General features: G+C 70.0%; 14 protein-coding genes. 10 read left to right on the top strand and 4 right to left on the bottom strand.

Annotated features, from left to right (window positions below):
* Nucleotides 1-48: 48 nt before the first annotated feature.
* Complete coding sequence (locus CcI49_RS14220) at nucleotides 49-261, bottom strand: 2TM domain-containing protein (RefSeq protein ID WP_076827062.1); 213 nt, start codon at nucleotides 259-261, stop codon at nucleotides 49-51.
* Between the two features lie 188 nt (nucleotides 262-449).
* Here CcI49_RS14220 and CcI49_RS14215 point away from each other — a divergent pair, with 188 nt between their 5' ends.
* From CcI49_RS14215 to CcI49_RS14175, 9 genes are all read left to right on the top strand, one after another.
* The gene (locus CcI49_RS14215; RefSeq protein WP_076827060.1) at nucleotides 450-1286 is read left to right on the top strand and encodes an alpha/beta hydrolase; all 837 of its coding nucleotides are present in this window, start codon (nucleotides 450-452) and stop codon (nucleotides 1284-1286) included.
* 22 nt (nucleotides 1287-1308) lie between these two features.
* Nucleotides 1309-2550 (top strand): MFS transporter, encoded by a 1242-nt coding sequence (locus CcI49_RS14210; RefSeq protein ID WP_076827058.1) that lies wholly within the window; start codon nucleotides 1309-1311, stop codon nucleotides 2548-2550.
* A 220-nt stretch (nucleotides 2551-2770) separates the two neighbouring features.
* Complete coding sequence (locus CcI49_RS14205; protein ID WP_083473647.1) at nucleotides 2771-4045, top strand: cytochrome P450; 1275 nt, start codon at nucleotides 2771-2773, stop codon at nucleotides 4043-4045.
* Nucleotides 4046-4172: 127 nt separating this feature from the next.
* A complete protein-coding gene (locus CcI49_RS14200; RefSeq protein ID WP_054569427.1) occupies nucleotides 4173-4934 on the top strand; it encodes an SDR family oxidoreductase in 762 nt (253 codons plus the stop codon).
* Nucleotides 4935-5023: 89 nt separating this feature from the next.
* The gene (locus CcI49_RS14195; RefSeq protein ID WP_347280120.1) at nucleotides 5024-5353 is read left to right on the top strand and encodes a hypothetical protein; all 330 of its coding nucleotides are present in this window, start codon (nucleotides 5024-5026) and stop codon (nucleotides 5351-5353) included.
* Nucleotides 5350-6654 (top strand): amidohydrolase family protein, encoded by a 1305-nt coding sequence (locus CcI49_RS14190; RefSeq protein ID WP_054569428.1) that lies wholly within the window; start codon nucleotides 5350-5352, stop codon nucleotides 6652-6654. The genes CcI49_RS14195 and CcI49_RS14190 overlap by 4 nt, the downstream gene beginning before the upstream one ends.
* A 170-nt stretch (nucleotides 6655-6824) precedes the next feature.
* On the top strand, nucleotides 6825-7742 hold the full coding sequence (locus CcI49_RS14185) for an alcohol dehydrogenase catalytic domain-containing protein (RefSeq protein WP_076827056.1): 918 nt from the start codon (nucleotides 6825-6827) through the stop codon (nucleotides 7740-7742).
* A 101-nt stretch (nucleotides 7743-7843) separates the two neighbouring features.
* Complete coding sequence (locus CcI49_RS14180) at nucleotides 7844-9610, top strand: serine/threonine-protein kinase (RefSeq protein ID WP_054569430.1); 1767 nt, start codon at nucleotides 7844-7846, stop codon at nucleotides 9608-9610.
* A gap of 96 nt (nucleotides 9611-9706) precedes the next feature.
* Nucleotides 9707-12169 (top strand): polyprenyl synthetase family protein, encoded by a 2463-nt coding sequence (locus CcI49_RS14175; protein WP_054569431.1) that lies wholly within the window; start codon nucleotides 9707-9709, stop codon nucleotides 12167-12169.
* A gap of 168 nt (nucleotides 12170-12337) precedes the next feature.
* Here the strand turns inward: CcI49_RS14175 and CcI49_RS14170 are convergent, their stop codons facing one another.
* Nucleotides 12338-12673 (bottom strand): STAS domain-containing protein, encoded by a 336-nt coding sequence (locus tag CcI49_RS14170; protein ID WP_116437398.1) that lies wholly within the window; start codon nucleotides 12671-12673, stop codon nucleotides 12338-12340.
* A complete protein-coding gene (locus CcI49_RS14165) occupies nucleotides 12670-13104 on the bottom strand; it encodes an ATP-binding protein (RefSeq protein WP_347280119.1) in 435 nt (144 codons plus the stop codon). Before CcI49_RS14165 ends, CcI49_RS14170 begins: the two co-directional genes overlap by 4 nt.
* A gap of 496 nt (nucleotides 13105-13600) precedes the next feature.
* Between CcI49_RS14165 and CcI49_RS14160 the strand changes: the two genes are divergently transcribed.
* Nucleotides 13601-14929, top strand: coding sequence for a GDSL-type esterase/lipase family protein (locus tag CcI49_RS14160; RefSeq protein WP_235498258.1), 1329 nt, complete (start codon nucleotides 13601-13603; stop codon nucleotides 14927-14929).
* A gap of 87 nt (nucleotides 14930-15016) precedes the next feature.
* Here the strand turns inward: CcI49_RS14160 and CcI49_RS14155 are convergent, their stop codons facing one another.
* On the bottom strand, nucleotides 15017-15694 hold the full coding sequence (locus CcI49_RS14155) for a uracil-DNA glycosylase (protein WP_054569433.1): 678 nt from the start codon (nucleotides 15692-15694) through the stop codon (nucleotides 15017-15019).
* Nucleotides 15695-15837: the final 143 nt, after the last annotated feature.

Here is a 15837-nt window from a genome sequence, read left to right as displayed (position 1 = left end):
GAGGATCCGAGGATCTGAGGATTTTGGTCGTTCCGGCGACCACGGTCCTCAGGTCCTGCCAGGCAGCAACCGAGAGCGCACGGCCCAGATGTGAAATCCCAGCCCGATTCCCCAGGCCACGATCGACCAAAGCGGCCRGAAAAAGATGTCGGGGGTTAGAAGCGCCCACAGAACGACCTGCGCCAGAACAACCACGACATAGGAGATGACATGACTCCAAAGGCCCCACTTGACGGCCGCCGCACTCTTGTTCGCCTTCATTGAAGCAGACTAGGTCAATGCACTTGATGAGAAGTTGACAGCCCCGCTCATACCCGCGCCAAAAAACACCCGAGCCTGTTCAGTGCCCGTCAAGTATCCCGCCCTAGGCTGGCCGTCGGTCGCGACCAGGCAAAGCGGACGCGGTCGAGATCGACATACATCGACGGTTCCAGATTGAAGGATCTTCATTGACGACGGCAACTCGCCGGACGCTGCTGGCCGGATCGGCCGCTGTCGCGACCGGCTCCGCATTCGCGGCCGGCTCGGTCCTCACTGCCAGCTCGGCACTCGCAGCGCCCGCCGCGCAGGCCCACACCCGCGGCGACGGCGGGCAGAAGCCCACCGTGGTCCTCGTACACGGCGCGTTCGCCGACGCCTCCGGCTGGAACGATGTCGCCACCCGGCTGATCCGCGACGGCTACCCGGTCATCGCCCCGCCGAACCCGCTGCGCGGCGTGGCCACCGACTCCGCCTACCTGGCCAGCATCCTGGCCACCCTCGGGGGCCCGCTCGTCGTCGCCGCGCACTCCTACGGCGGGATCCTCGCCACGAACGCCGCGACCGGCAACGCGAACGTGAAAGCGCTGGTCTACGTGGCCGCGTTCGCCCCCGACCAGGGCGAGACGCTGCTGGGCCTGCAGACGAAGTACCCCGGGAGCCGGCTCGACGAGTCCGCACTGGACTTCCGTCCCCACGGTGACGGCGTCGACGGGTACATCAGGAAGGAGGTCTTCCGGGACGTGTTCGCCGGCGACGTGCCGAAGGCGACCACCGACCTGATGTGGGCCGGCCAGCGGCCCGGTGACCTACGCACGCTGCAGGAGCCGTCCGGCGCCCCGGCCTGGCGGAGCATTCCCTCCTGGTACCTCGTCGCCCGCGACGACAGGGTGCTGCCCGCCGCGGCGCAGCGGTTCATGGCCCAGCGGGCCGGTGCGCGCACCGTCGAGGTCGGTGCCTCGCACGTCGCGATGATCGCGCAGCCCGCCGCGACGGCCGACCTCATCAGACGCGCCGCCGCGCGCTGACGCGCCCGCCGAGCCCGATCCCATGCATCAACGCGCCTACGAAGCTCAGTGCACTGCCGAGGAGAATCGGCGCACCCCCGAGAGCCCATCCGTCGGCAATCCGAGGCTGGCATTGTTCGCGCTGGCGCTGGGCACCTTCGCGATCGGCACCGGCGAGTTCGGCAGCAATGGCGTCATCCAGTTGTTCGCCGCCGACCTGGACGTGTCGATTCCGGCCGCGACCTATGCGATCACCGCCTACGCCGTCGGGGTGATCATCGGTTCGCCGCTGATCACCCTGCTCGCCGCCCGGGCCAACCGGCGCACTCTCCTGCTCGGCCTGATCGCGCTTTTCCTGGTCGGTAACGGGCTTTCCGCGGTCGCACCGAACATCGCGCTGCTCGTCCTCTTCCGGTTCGTCGCCGGCAGCGTGCAGGGTGCGTTCTTCGGTGCCGGGGCGGTCGTCGCCGCCTACGTGTACGGCCCGGGCCGCGGCGGCAAAGCGTTCGCGACCGTGATGGGCGGGCTCACCGTCGCCACCATCGCCGGGTCGCCGCTGGGCACCCTCGTCGGCCAGCACGCCGGCTGGCGGGCCCTGTACTGGGCGGTGGTCGCCGTCGGCCTGCTCGCCGGCACCGCCCTGGTCGCCTGGCTGCCCCGCACGGACGACCTGCGCGGCGGCTCCGTCGCGGACGAGCTGGCCGGCCTGCGCCGCCTCAACGTCTGGCTGATGGTCACCGTCGCGGCGCTGGGTATCTCCAGCATCTTCGCGGTCTACACGTTCATCGGCCCGTTCGTCACCGACGCGGCGCGACGCGACGATTCCCTCATCCCGGTCGCACTGGCGATCTTCGGTCTCGGCATGGCCGTCGGCAACAACCTCGGCGGACGCATCGCGGACCGTTACGAGAACCGCGGCCTGCTCTGGGGCTACGGCGGTGTCCTGGTCTTCCTGACCCTGATCGGCGTGGCCGGCGACGACCTGGTCGTCCTGCTGCCATGCCTGTTCGGCGTCGGCGCCACCATGATGGCCGCGATCCCCACCATCCAGGTCCGGCTGACCAGCTTCGCGCCGGATGCCCCGACGCTGATGGGTGCGCTCAACCTGGCCGCCCTCAACCTGGCCAACTCGCTCGGCGCGATCGGCGGCGCGGTAGCCCTCGACGCCGGCTGGGGAACCCTCTCCACGGTCTGGGCCGGTTTCGTGCTCACCACGGCCGGGCTGTTCCTGTACGCCGCGACCGTCGCTCGGGCGAAGCCGGTACCGGTCCCCCGTTCCGCCTGAGCCTGCTCCAGCTCCACTCACCCCTGCGCCCTGCGCGCCCTGCGCCCCGGCTGTCGGCAGCCGGGGCGCTTCCGCGCGCTCCCGCCACCGCGTAGACAGACGACTGGGTCAACTATATTCTTCCGTCCGACGGCGGCCGGCATCACGCCGCCGGGATTCTTCGGCCCCACCGGGCCACAGGCCCACCAGGCCGATCGGTCTGACGGACAAGGAGCGGAGAATGGTTGACGACTTAGCCCGCGACGGTGGGTCCGTCGAAGGCGGCACCGTCGGCGTCGCGGCGGCCTCGGGTGGCGCCTGTGGCGGAAGCATCGTCGAACTGATGACCATCGACGTCGCGAGGGATCCGAAGCCGACGTACCAGGCTCTGCGGGACGCCGGTCGGGCCCGACGGACGGTCGGCATGTTCGGCTCGGCGGTCATCGCCTCCGGGCGGCAGGCGGTCGACGAGATTTTCAGGTATCCGGAGGTCTACTCCTCCGCGGCGCATGCCGGCCGCCTCGGCAATGTGCGGCCACTCATCCCGATCGAGTACGACCCGCCTGAGCAGCGCAAGTACCGCAAGCTCATCAATCCGATCTTCACCCCGCAGGCGATCGAACGGTGGGAGGAGCCGGTCCGGAAACTCGTCCACGACCTCATCGACGGTTTCGCCGGCGCCGAGGAGATCGACTTCTCCCGGCAGTTCTCGATTCCGCTGCCGTCCCAGATCTTCCTCACCCTGCTGGGGCTGCCGCTCGACGACCTCCCGACGTTCCTCCGGCTCAAGGACGGCATCGTCCGCCCGGCCGTGCTGCTCGGCCTGCCGGTGAACCATCCGGACGTCGCCGCGCTCAAGGCGAGGACCGCGCAGGAGATCTACGCCTACTACGACGAGGTGCTCGACGAGCGGGAGCGGGAACCCCGGGACGACCTCCTGAGCCATCTGATCTCGACCGAGATCGACGGGGAGACGCTGACCCGCGAGGAGCTCCTCGACATCTGCTTCCTGTTCCTGACCGCCGGCCTCGACACCGTCTCCGCGTCGCTCGACACGTTCATGGCCTACCTCGCGGAGAACCCCGAGCGCCGCGCCGAGGTCGTCGCCGACCCCGGCAACATCGACAAGGTCGTCGAGGAGCTGCTGCGCTGGGAATCCCCGGTCATGCTCGTCTCCCGGGTCGCCATGGCTGACACCGATCTCGTCGGCTGCCCGGTGCACCGGGGCGACGAGGTCTACGTGTACCTCGGCTCGGCGAATCTCGACGAGGAGGAGCTCGCCGACGCCGGCGAGGTCCGGTTCGACCGCACGACCAACCGCCACATCGCCTTCGGTGGCGGGGTACACCGCTGCCTCGGCTCCCATCTGGCCCGCATGGAGCTGCGCGTCGTGCTCCGTGAATGGCATGCACGTATCCCGCACTACCGGATCAGGCCGGGAGCCCGACTCGATTTCACGCCGGGTGTCCGGTCCATCGGCTCCTTCCCGATGCTGCTGGGAAAGGGCGACGACTGAGCCTTTTCCATCGTCTACTCCGGGCGGGTGGCCACAGCGCTCGACAAACGTGAGACGGAAAAGGCTCGCTGAAGACGGTGCCGCCGTCCGAAACTCTCCCGCCACTGGCCTGTGAGGAGGATTCACCATGTCAGAGGGCGCCACATTGCAGGGAAAGGTCGCGATCGTCACCGGCGCGGCTGGTGGTATCGGCAAGGCCTACGCGAAGGGGCTGGCCGAGGCCGGTGCCGCCGTGGTCCTGGCCGACATCAATCTCGACAGCGCCGAGACGGCCGCGAAGGAACTGGCCGCGGCCGGGCATCGGGCGTTCGCGGTGCGGGCCGACGTCGCCGACGAGGCGAGCGTGAACGCCATGGCGGCCGCGGCGGCGGAGCGCTTCGGGTCCGTGGACATCCTGGTGAACAACGCGGCGCTGATGGCCGAGGTCGTCGGCCGGGGAACGCTCACCACGATGCCGCTGGACCTGTGGGAGCGCACGATGGCGGTGAACCTCACCGGCCCGCTGCTGTGCGTCCGCGCGGTGCTGCCCCACATGAAGGAACGGGGCTACGGGAAGATCGTGAACCAGTCGTCGGGCGGTGCGTTCATGGGGGCGAACGCCTACGGCATCTCCAAGCTGGGCGTGGTCAGCATGACCCTGTCGTTGGCCCGTGAGCTCGCGCCGTTCGGCATCCGGGTGAACGCCATCGCGCCGGGCTACGTCAACACCGAGGCCGGCGCGATCGTCGCACCGCCGGCAGTGCGGGCGGTGATCGAGAAGTCGATCCCGTTCCCGTTCGGCGACCCCGAGGAGCTGGTCCCCGGCCTCCTCTACCTCGTCGGCCCCGGCAGCGACTGGGTGACCGGTCACACCCTCAACATCGACGGCGGCTGGATCCCCCGCACCTGACGCATTCGACCGCGCCTGCAACCGCACCCGTGTCCGCAGCCGAGCCGAGAAACGAGGAGATCGTGGCGACCGAGCAACTCCCCCGCTGGATCCTGCACGTGGAGTCGAGTCCGGTGAACCGGGATCCGGAGACATTAGCCGAGTTCAACCGCTGGTACGACGAGGTGCACGTCCCGGAGATGGTCGCGTTCGAGGGCTATCTCTCGGGCCGGCGGCTTGAGCCGGTCGGCGACGACGGCCCGTACATCGCGCAGTACGTGATCGAGGGCGATCCGGAGGTGATCCTCGATCGGGTGAAGGCCGCCTCGGCCGCCGGTGAGCTGAAGATGTCCGAGACCCTGCAGATGAATCCGACCCCGAAGATGCGGCTCATGCGGGTCTCGTTCGAACACGAGAAGCCGAGGAGGACAGTGCCATGAATCTCGACGACATGATTCTGGTCAGTGTCGACGACCACGTCATAGAGCCGCCGGACATGTTCGTCGGCCGGCTTCCGAAGAAGTATGAGGACGACGCGCCCCAGCTGGTGCACCGCGACGACGGGACCGACGTCTGGAAGTTCCGTGACACGGTGATCCCGAACGCCGCGCTCAACGCGATCGCCGGCCGGCCCAAGGAGGAGTACGGCCTCGAGCCGCAGGGCCTCGACGAAATCCGCCCCGGCTGCTACGACGTGCACGAACGAGTGAAGGACATGAACGCTGGCGGCCTGCTGGCCCAGATGAACTTCCCGTCGTTCCCGGGCTTCGCCGGCCGGCTGTTCGTCACCGAGGACGTCGACTTCTCGCTGGCGCTGGTGCGGGCCTACAACGACTGGCACGTCGAGGACTGGTGCGCCGCCTATCCGGGCCGGTTCATCCCGATGACGATCCCGGTGATCTGGGACGCCCAGCTGTGCGCGGCCGAGGTCCGCCGCAACGCCGCGCGCGGCGTCCACTCGCTGACGTTCAGCGAGAACCCCGCCGTCATGGGCATGCCGAGCTTTCACGACGAGTTCTGGAACCCGCTGTGGGAGGCGCTGTGCGACACGAACACGGTGCTGTCGATCCACATCGGCTCGTCCGGGCGGATCGCCGTGCCGGCGGTCGACTCACCGCCCGACGTCATGATTACTCTGCAGCCGATGAACATCGTCTCGGCCGCGGCGGACCTTCTGTGGTCCCGGGTCCTCAAGGACTTTCCGGGGCTGCGGATCGCACTGTCCGAGGGCGGCACCGGCTGGATCCCGTACTTCCTGGAGCGGGCCGACAGGACGTTCGAGACCCACGCCACCTGGACCATGCAGGACTTCGGCGGCAAGAAGCCGTCGGAGGTCTTCCGTGAGCATTTCCTGACCTGCTTCATCGCCGACTCGCTGGGGGTCGGGCTGCGGCACGAGATCGGCATCGACAACATCGCCTGGGAGTGCGACTACCCGCACAGCGACTCGGCCTGGCCGACCGCCCCCGAGGGGCTGTGGGCCGATTTCCAGAAGTGGAACGTCCCGGCCGAAGAGATCAACAGGATGACGTACGAGAACGCGATGCGCTGGTACTCGTTCGACCCGTTCGCGCATATCAGGAAGGAGGACGCGACCGTCGGCGCGCTGCGCCGGGCGGCCGAGGGGCACGACATCAGCGTCCAGCCGCGCAGCCATCAGATCATCCAGCCGCAGGACAAGCTCGAGCAGTTCCGCCAGCGCGCCCGCGCCGCCGTCGCCGGAACCACCACGGGCCGGTAGACCCGGTCGGAGCGGGTAAGCCCAGTCCGGACCGGTCAGCGAGGGATGCGGTGGGTCGGGCCGTTGCCGATGGTCGCCTTCGGCCCATCGGCAACGGCCAGCGAGACCGCGCGTGAACGCCCGACGAGGGAGCGAGAGAGGATACGGCGCCCGGGAGGGGATGGCAGCTCGTGGAGTTCGGCAAGCCACTGGCACTGGTCGAGAAGGCGGATCCCGAGCCCGGCCCGGATGAGGTCGTCCTCGACGTGAGGGGATCCGGGCTCTGCCACTCCGACGTCATGGAGATCGAAAGCCACGGCGCCGACTGGCTGCTCGGGACGATCATCGGTCACGAGCTGGCCGGTGTCGTCAGCGCTGTGGGCTCCGACGTGGGCGACTGGAAGGTCGGCGATCGGGCCTCGGTCTGCCCGACGAACACCAGCCGGTGCCCGGGCTTCCACTACGACGGCGGCTTCGCCACGAAGCAGGTGTCGCCAGCGGACGACCTCGTCGCGATCCCGGACGAGGTCGGCTGGGCCCACGGCGCCATGATGACCGACGCCGGCATGACGTCGTACCACGCTCTCATGCGTCGCGGTGAGGCGAAGGCCGGTATGAAGGTCGGAGTGATCGGCCTGGGGGGCCTCGGCCAGATAGCCGCCCGGATCGCCGTCCTGAACGGCATGGACGTCCATGTCGCGGAACCGAAGCGGGATGTCTGGCCGCTTGCCGAGCGGCTCGGGGTCACCCAGCTCGTCACCGATGTCGCCCAGTGGGAGGACCAGGACTTCGATCTCGTCGTCGACTATGCCGGCTTCGGCTCGACGACGGCCGGCGCGCTGCGGGCGGTCCGCTTCGACGGAACCGTCGTCCAGGTCGGCCTCGGCGTCAGCGAGGCACTGATCCCGCTGGGCGTGATGGTCGGCCGCAAGGCGCGGCTGATCGCCTCGCGGGGCGGCACCAAGGCCGACATCGCCGAGCTCTACACGTACGTCGCCTCCGGCGACCTCGACCCCACCCTCACCGAGATCACCTTCGACGACATCCCCCAGGGGCTCGCCGACCTGGCTGCCAACAGAGTCACCGGCCGCCTGGTCGCCCTCATCTGAGGCCGGCACCGGCGGGTGCGGGGGCCGCCACCATCGGGCGCGGCGAAATCAGGCGGTTAGGCTGCGGGACGCCCTGATTGTCCGTCGCGTGAGGAGCCCGGATGCTGGCGGCGCTCGTCGCTTCCGACCCAGCTGTCGTCGGGCGGTACCGGCTCGAGGCACGGCTCGGCTCCGGCGGCATGGGGACCGTCTACCTGGGGCGCGACGCGGGCGGGCGAACCGCGGCGGTCAAGGTGATCCGGCCCGACCTGGTCAGCGACGCCGAGCTCCGCGAGCGGTTCCGGCGCGAGGTCACCGCCGTCCGCCGGCTGCGCGGCCCGTTCGTCGCCGAGTTCCTGGATGCCGACGTCGATGCCGCGTCCCCGTGGCTGGCGATGGAGTACGTCCCGGGGGTGAGCCTCGCCGCCGAGATCGGCGCCCATGGCAGCCTGGCGGAGGCCCGGCTCGTCGCCATCGGCAGCGGCCTGGCGGCCGCCCTGCTCTCGGCCCATTCCGCCGGCCTGGTGCATCGTGACCTCAAACCGTCGAACATCCTGCTTGGCCCGACCGGACCCAAGATCATCGATTTCGGCATCGCGCGGGCGCTCGACGGCACCGCCCACACCGGCACCGGTGCGGTTCTCGGCACCGTCGCCTGGATGGCTCCCGAGCAGCTGCTGGGCGAGCGGGCCGGGCCCGCGGCGGACATCTTCGCCTGGGCCATGTGCCTGGTCTACGCGGCACGCGGCCGGCATCCGTTCCCCGCCGAGGCACCCGCCGCGACGGCCATCAGGATGCTGCGGGACTCCCCCGACCTGACGGGTGTGCCGACTCGTCTCCTCGGGCTGCTCACCCGCGCGCTCGACAAGGATCCGTCCCGCCGGCCCAGCGCGGACGAGGCACTCACCGCGATCCTCGGCGCCGAGATCACCAGCCTCGCGGCGGCGGAGGACCTCACCCAGCACACCGTGGACCGGCTCTGGTCGCCGGCCACATCCGCGCTGCTCCGCACATCGCCGCTGCCCGGCCCACCACCGCAGCCGCCCGCGCCCGTACGGACGTCCTCGCCCATGCCGCCGCGCTGGTCCGCCGATGGCGTCCCGGCGATGGCGCGCACCGGTGTGGAGGCCGCTGACCCAGCCGCCGGACCGCTGGACCCGACCCAGGTCGATCCCGGTCAGCCGGCCGGCCGGCGCCGAGCCCGCCGGCCCGCCATCACCGCCGGGGCCGCCCTGGCCGCGGTACTCGTCGCCGGCGCGATCGCCGCCGGCACGATCGCCGCGAACCGCGACGGCGCGGACCAGCAGGCGGAGAGTGCCGCCCTCAGCCCGCCACAGCCCGGGACGGCCACCCCACCGACAGCGACGACGTCCGACGCGGCCGCGTCGCCGGCAGGTACCGAGACCGCGATCGCTCCGGCGGAGTCCCCCGGATCGGCCACCGCGACGGACCAGGCCGGCGCGGCACCGACCGCCACCACGGTTCCATCGCCCGACCCCGCTCCCACCGCGGCTCCGGCCCCGGCGACGGTCGCCCTCGTCCGCTACTACAACGGCGCGGATCACACCGTGCTGACCGGGCCCGCCCCAGCCGGCTACTGGGCCGAGAGCACGCTCGGATCCATCTACCAGTCCGGTGACGTGCCTGGCACCTACCCGCTCTACGCCTGCCTGATCGGCAGTGACTCGTTCACCTCGGGCAGCGCGAACTGCGAGGGACAGCAGGTCGTCGGCGTCCTCGGCTGGGTCCTCAACGCCCAGCCGGCGACCCCGGCCACGAGGGTGATCATCCGCTGCCGGACGTCCGCCGGCGAGCACTTCGTCTCCCCGGACGCCGCCTGCGAAGGCCAGACCGTCGAGGGCGCGCAGGGCTACGTCCTCACCGGCTGACCCGGCCCGGCATGAACCCGGGCTTCGCGACGGTCGCCGCGGGTGACGGCCGCCAGGTTCGGTAAACCGGGGACCGGAGGCGGCGAGGTCCCCAGCATGGGCTGTGTGGACAAACAGGCGGAACCGGCACCGCGACCGAGGCCGGAACCGGCGGCGGCCCGGTCGGGCGGGGCGTCGCCGGGGATCGTCGCGCCGTACCTGTTCGGCCCGGACGACCTGGTGGCGCCGCGGCTGGACACCGGGGTCCGCCGGACTCTGGACGACTACTACCGCTGGCGTGATCGCAACCCGGACCGGGTCGCCGAACATGTGAACGCCTGCACCCGTGAGCTGGAACGCGTCGCCGACCGCCACCGCCGCCACCACCACCTCGCCCGCGCACCGCAGGCCCTGGTGCCGGAATGGTGGTCGACGCGGCCGTCCGCGCGCCGGCGCGCCGACGGACGGGAGCGGCTGACCCACGAGGTGAACTACTTCGCCGTCTACAACCTCGCCGAGGTGCCCTCCCCCGAGGTCATGGCGCGCATCGTCAACGGGACGCAGGTCCGCCTGCCCAGCGCGCGCCGCATCGTCGCGGACATCGACGAGCGGCATGGAGTTCACGGCGTGGCCCGGTCACTCGTGCGCCACCTGCCCGAGCTCGACCGGGTCCCGGAGGTCGACTGGCTCACCGAACGGCTGAACCGGCTGCACCACGCGCTGCCCGAGGATGTCGTCGCGGCCGGGGCGATGGGCAAGGTGGTGCGGACGCTCGCCGGGGTGCTGGCCATCGGCGCCTACGACACCCTGGACGCGGACCAGCCCGTCCGCGTCGCCCACCTGACCCGGCTGCTGGCCGCCGGCTACGCCTACGGTGCGGCGTACGCGATCGTCGACGACTCGTTCCACGACGTGCCGCACGACCGGCTCCCATCGCCCGACCGCGAGCGCTACCACCAGTTGCTGACCCATGCCCTGGCCACCGGGGAGGACGTCGACAGCGCCACCCTGCCCGACCATCCGCTCGCTGAGGAACTGTGCGGCCTCTACGACCTGATGCGTACGCACTATCCCTTCGACCGACACCGGAATCTCTACCGGGCCGCCCAGGCCATGTATCTGGCCCAAGACCGCGACGCCGCCCGCACGGCGGACGACGTCCGGGCCCAGGGGATACGCGTCCTGTATCCGGACATCTTCATCAAGGCTGGCATGAGCCGGATCGTGGCGAACATTCTGGGCCGCCGCGAGCTGCCGGACGGTTTCTACACCCGGGCCCTGCTCCTGAAGTTCCTCAGCCAGTTCAGCGACGACCTGCGGGACGTCGAACAGGACACGGCGGCCGGCCGGCTGACCCCGTTCACCGCGCCGCCGGAGGTGACCGACACCGATCCGCTGTACGACCTGTTCGCCTACCGGGCCTATGTCGCCGCCGAGGTGTTCCAGGACGACCCGGCGGTCTGCGACGCGCTCGAGCATTTCGGCGCAGGCAAGTTCGCCGAGCATTTCGCCGCCGATCCGGCTCGAGCCGCCCGGCTCCTGCGCCGCTATGACGTCAGCGCCGAGATCGCCCGGTTCCTGCGCACCGCGACCGGGCTGCGGGCCTGCGCCGTGCGTGCGCTGGAGACGAGCGACACCCGGTTGCGGCTGCGCAGCGAGCAGATCCTGAGCCGGCGGGATCCCGGCGCTGTCGATGTCCGCACCTTCACCGCCGACCGGCTGGGCCACATCAACCACATCGTGCACAGCGCCAACCAGCCCGCCGAGGCGCCGGCCCACGACCTGGACGCCATCCGGGCCTACGCACTCGGCGGGCACGCCAAGCGGCTGCGCCCTGTGCTCACCCTCATGCTGGCGGAGGGGCTGCGGGTGCCGACCCGCGCCATCGAGCCTCTCCTGGCGGCGTCGGAGCTGTTCCACACCGCCAGCCTCCTGCTCGACGATCTGCCCGCCCAGGACGACGCGACGACCCGGCGCGGACGGCCCACCGCGCACCGGGTCTTCGACGAGGGCAGCGTGCAGCTCGCCGCCGTGTCGATGATCTCCTCGGGGTTCGGTCAGCTCGCCCGCCTGCACGAGCACTTCCCGCCGGTGCGGGTCGTCGAGGTCGTCGCCTACGCCGGCTCCACCCTCGGCCCCGAGCGCCTGTGCCGCGGCCAGAACCTGGATCTGCATCTCGCCCGCCGGGCCGACGACGGCCCGGTCACCGGCGCGGACATCCTGGAGATGTACCGGCTGAAGAGCTCGACGTCGATCGAGGCGGCGCTGGTCCCGCTGATGATGCTCCTGGGCCGGCCGGATCGGGAGATCAGCCTGGTCGAGCGGTACGCCCGTCACGCCGGCATCGTCTTCCAGATCCGCGACGACCTGCTCGACCTCACCGCCACCGACGACCTGCTCGGCAAGGACACCGGCCACGACACCGGCAAGGTCAACGCGGTGCGCGCCTTCGGCCGGGCGGAGGCGGAACGGCTCGTGCACCACCACCTCGCCGAGGCCGTCGGGGCCTGCGCCGACCTGCGGTTCGACACCCGCCTGCTCGAGGCCATGGCCCACCACTTCGCCACCCGCCGCCGCTGACGGTCCGGCACCGTCGCGCCGCACCGGCAACACAGCTCAAGAGAGACAAAAGGGGCGCCGAGCCGTTTGACAACCACCGAGAGTGGAGGATTTCGGCTGTCGGAACAACCGAAATCCTCAACTCTTGCTCTGCGGCAACCAAAGTCCGAGGCAGCAGACCCACCAGGCTCAGAAGCTGGCGACCGCCTCTTTCTCGTCGTCGTGGATTTCGAACACGCTCATCAGCTTTGTGATGACCAGAAGATTATTGGCCCGCTGGGAGAGGTTGAGCAGTTTGAGGTTCCCACCGCGCTTCTGGGCCGTGGTGTACGAGCTGACGAGCCCGCCGACACCGGCGCTGTCGATCGTGGTCACGCTGGCGCAGTTGAGCAGGAGATTGCGGGTGCCGTTTTCCATCTCGTCGTTGACGGCCTCACGAAGCTCGATGTCCCCCTCCCCGACAGTGATCGTTCCGGACAGGTCGAGGATCGTGACGCCGTTCTGCTGGCGACGGTTGATCTTCATGGGTATCGGGGCTGCCCTTCCGGTAGATGTTTCACCAGGACGACGTCGCATCCCGGTGGATCGGCGCGGCGAATGACATCCAGGGCATCGACGCCGTGGGCGATGAGGATCAGCCCCCGACCCGAAGGCGTGAGGTTCACCTCGCGATCGCTCGCCACGCGAGGGGTGAAACCCGGGCCCTGGTCGCTGACAGTCACAGTGATCTGGCGTTCGGCGCGGTCGAGGAGCAGACGAACCGGCAGGTCCGGATCGAGGCGATTCCCGTGGATCACCGCGTTGACCACGGCCTCGCGCACCGCCAGCGCCAGCCACTCGCAGTCGTCGGCAGCCAGGCCGGACTCCACCGCGAGCCGGCACACCCATCGTTCGGCGACGTCAGCACTGGCCAGGACGGACGGCAGCCGCAGCGCATCGCGCTCCCCGCCCAGCACCGCACCCGCCGCCGGCCATCCCACGGGCGCGAGACTAGTAACCGATGCGCCACCGCGCATGACGACCGGCATCCAACGTGATCACTCGAAGTCCGGGACCACCCTATCCCACCATGTCGCTCGATGTCCCTCCATATTGACCGCGGTCGAAATCGAGATGACCGAGGCTCGATTTAATTGTGAGACTTTCCGGATGCCCACGTCCCACTTTTCTTCCCGATGGGACGCGCCACCGCCCGTTCGCACCGAAGAAGACATGGGGCAAGCTCCGCCATGCACGCAAGAATTCAGGCACCAACGGGTAGCTGGCATTGACGAGGAAATTTCGGCGGTAATAGCTTCCATGCCGGGCACGGAGATGACGAAACGGGACATCCCCGGCCGTTGGCATGGTCGTTCGGCCCACTCGCCATTGCGCTCCGGGCACGACTCGCGGCCATCAAACAGCCTTCGACCATCAGACGGCAGGCGTGAGAAGGAGACAGTGAGCATGCGCATGAGGTCACGAAAGGCCGCCATCGTCGTGGCGGCCCTCGGATTAGCCGTGGCGGGTACCGGACTGGCAGGTACCGGACTCGCAGCCCCCGGTGCCGGCGCCACGTCGGTCTCCGCTGCCCCCACCGGCACCTGCGGGGCCGAGCAGTGGGTGGCCAGCTGGGCCGCCAGCCCCACCGACGCCTCGTCGTTCGTCGACCCGTCCCTCGGGATCATTCCCGAGCGGCTGACCAGGCAGACCCTGCGGACGGTGATCACACCGCACCTGAGCGGGTCATCGGCGCGGATCCACCTGAGCAACCGGTTCGGCACCAGCCCGTTGACCTTCGCCCACGTGACGGCCGCGCGGCAGCGCAGCGGCGCCGCGATCGGGACTCCGGTGGAGGTCACGTTCGGTGGCTCGGCCTCCGTGACCGTGCCCGCCGGCCAGGAGATCGTCAGTGACCCGGTCGCGTTGGCGGTCGAGACGTTCGCGCCGCTGACGATCAGCATGTACCTGCCGGCCACCACCAGCCCGCCGAACCGGCACTGGAACGCGAACGCGACCTCCTACTACACGAGGGCCGGCGTCGGTGACCTCACCACCCAGACCAGCGACTCGCGTTTCACCGAGAAGACGCTGAGCTGGTTCTACGTCAGTGGGCTCGACGTGCAGGCCAGCGCCCGGTCGGTCGTGGCGTTCGGTGACTCCATCACGGACGGCTTCGTCGGCGGAAGCCCGGTGAGCATTCCGGCGGACAAGAGCGTGGCCGACAAGAACGGCCGTTACCCCGACTATCTGCAGCGCCGGGTGAACGCGGCCGGCCTGGCCGTCTCCGTCGTCAACGCCGGAATCGGCTCCAACCAGCTCCTCGGCACCCTGATCTCCTTCGCCGGGCCCAGCGGCCTGTCCCGTTTCCAGGCGGACGCGCTGGACATTCCCGGTGTCGCCGGAGTCCTGGTCCTGGAGGGCATCAACGACCTCGGGCTCGGCAACGGTGTCACCCCACAGCAGATCACGGACGCCTACACCGAGCTGATCACAAAGGCGCACGCCGCCGGCCTCAAGATCTGGCTGGGCACGATCACGCCCGCGGCCAACGCCATCGTCGACGGCACGTTCCTCGCGCCGAACAGCGAGAACTACCGGCAGCAGATCAACACCTGGGTCCGGACCCAGACCCTGGCGGACGGCGTGGTCGACTTCGACGCCGCCGTGCGCGACCCGGCGAAGCCGTCCCAGCTGCTGCCCGCCTACGCCTCGCCGGACAACCTGCACCCGAGCCTGGCCGGCTACCAGAAGATGGCGGAAGCCGTCTCGCTCGACCTGCTCGCCACGACCACCTGCTGATCTGGCACGCGCCCTGGCCCGGCACGTGACCTGACGCCCTGGCCTGGCCTGCCTCGGATCCACCGAGGCAGGCCAGGGCTACCAGGACTACGGAAGGCGCCAGTCGACGGGCTGCGCGCCCTGCCGGAGCAGCAGGTCGTTGGCCCGGCTGAACGGCCGGGACCCGAAGAAGCCACGGTCCGCCGAGCGGGGCGACGGGTGCGTGGACTCGATCACCGCCGCACCGTCCAGGAACGGCCGCAGGCTACGTGCGTCCTGACCCCACAGGATCGCGACCAGCGGCTTGCCCCGCCCGGCCAGCGCCCGGATCGCCTGCTCGGTGACCTGCTCCCAGCCCTTGCCCCGGTGCGAGCCGGGCTGGCGCGGCGCGGTCGTCAGCGCCCTGTTCAGCAGCAGGACGCCCTGACTCGTCCAGGGCGTCAGGTCGCCGCCCGCGGGCCTGGGCAGATCGAGATCCGCGCTCAGCTCCTGGAAGATGTTCTGCAGGCTGCCGGGGAGCCTGCGCACCTCGGGGGACACCGCGAAGCTGTAGCCGATGGCCATCCCCGGTGTCGGGTAGGGATCCTGGCCGACGATCAGCACCCGCACCTCGTCGAACGGCTGCTGGAAGGCCCGCAGCACATGTGGTCCGGCCGGCAGGTAGGTGCGGCCCGCGGCGATCTCGGCGCGTAGGAAGTCACCCATGGCCGCGATCTGGTCGGCCACCGGTTCGAGGGCCTGGGCCCAGCCTGGCTCGACAAGTTCCTGCAGTGGTTGCGCCGACATGGCTGATCAGCCTACGTCGCACCGCCTCCCGTCACGGGACCGGGCGGGGCGGACCGCGGCGGACCGGCATCCGCGAGTAGGGAAATCCCTACTCTCACGACGGCGGCAGGCGGGATGGCGTCCTGGTGAGCGTTTTCCCTACG

The organism is Frankia sp. CcI49 (assembly GCF_001983215.1).
Lineage (GTDB): Bacteria > Actinomycetota > Actinomycetes > Frankiales > Frankiaceae > Parafrankia > Parafrankia irregularis.
This window is presented reverse-complemented; position numbering and strand designations above follow the sequence as displayed.

Coding starts and splice junctions, on each gene's coding strand:
- CcI49_RS14210 (WP_076827058.1), top strand. CDS start 1,309: ATGCATCAACGCGCCTACGAAGCTCAGTGCACTGCCGAGGAGAATCGG.
- CcI49_RS14200 (WP_054569427.1), top strand. CDS start 4,173: ATGTCAGAGGGCGCCACATTGCAGGGAAAGGTCGCGATCGTCACCGGC.
- CcI49_RS14160 (WP_235498258.1), top strand. CDS start 13,601: ATGAGGTCACGAAAGGCCGCCATCGTCGTGGCGGCCCTCGGATTAGCC.
- CcI49_RS14155 (WP_054569433.1), bottom strand. CDS start 15,694: ATGTCGGCGCAACCACTGCAGGAACTTGTCGAGCCAGGCTGGGCCCAG.
- CcI49_RS14175 (WP_054569431.1), top strand. CDS start 9,707: ATGGGCTGTGTGGACAAACAGGCGGAACCGGCACCGCGACCGAGGCCG.
- CcI49_RS14190 (WP_054569428.1), top strand. CDS start 5,350: ATGAATCTCGACGACATGATTCTGGTCAGTGTCGACGACCACGTCATA.
- CcI49_RS14180 (WP_054569430.1), top strand. CDS start 7,844: ATGCTGGCGGCGCTCGTCGCTTCCGACCCAGCTGTCGTCGGGCGGTAC.
- CcI49_RS14205 (WP_083473647.1), top strand. CDS start 2,771: ATGGTTGACGACTTAGCCCGCGACGGTGGGTCCGTCGAAGGCGGCACC.
- CcI49_RS14170 (WP_116437398.1), bottom strand. CDS start 12,673: ATGAAGATCAACCGTCGCCAGCAGAACGGCGTCACGATCCTCGACCTG.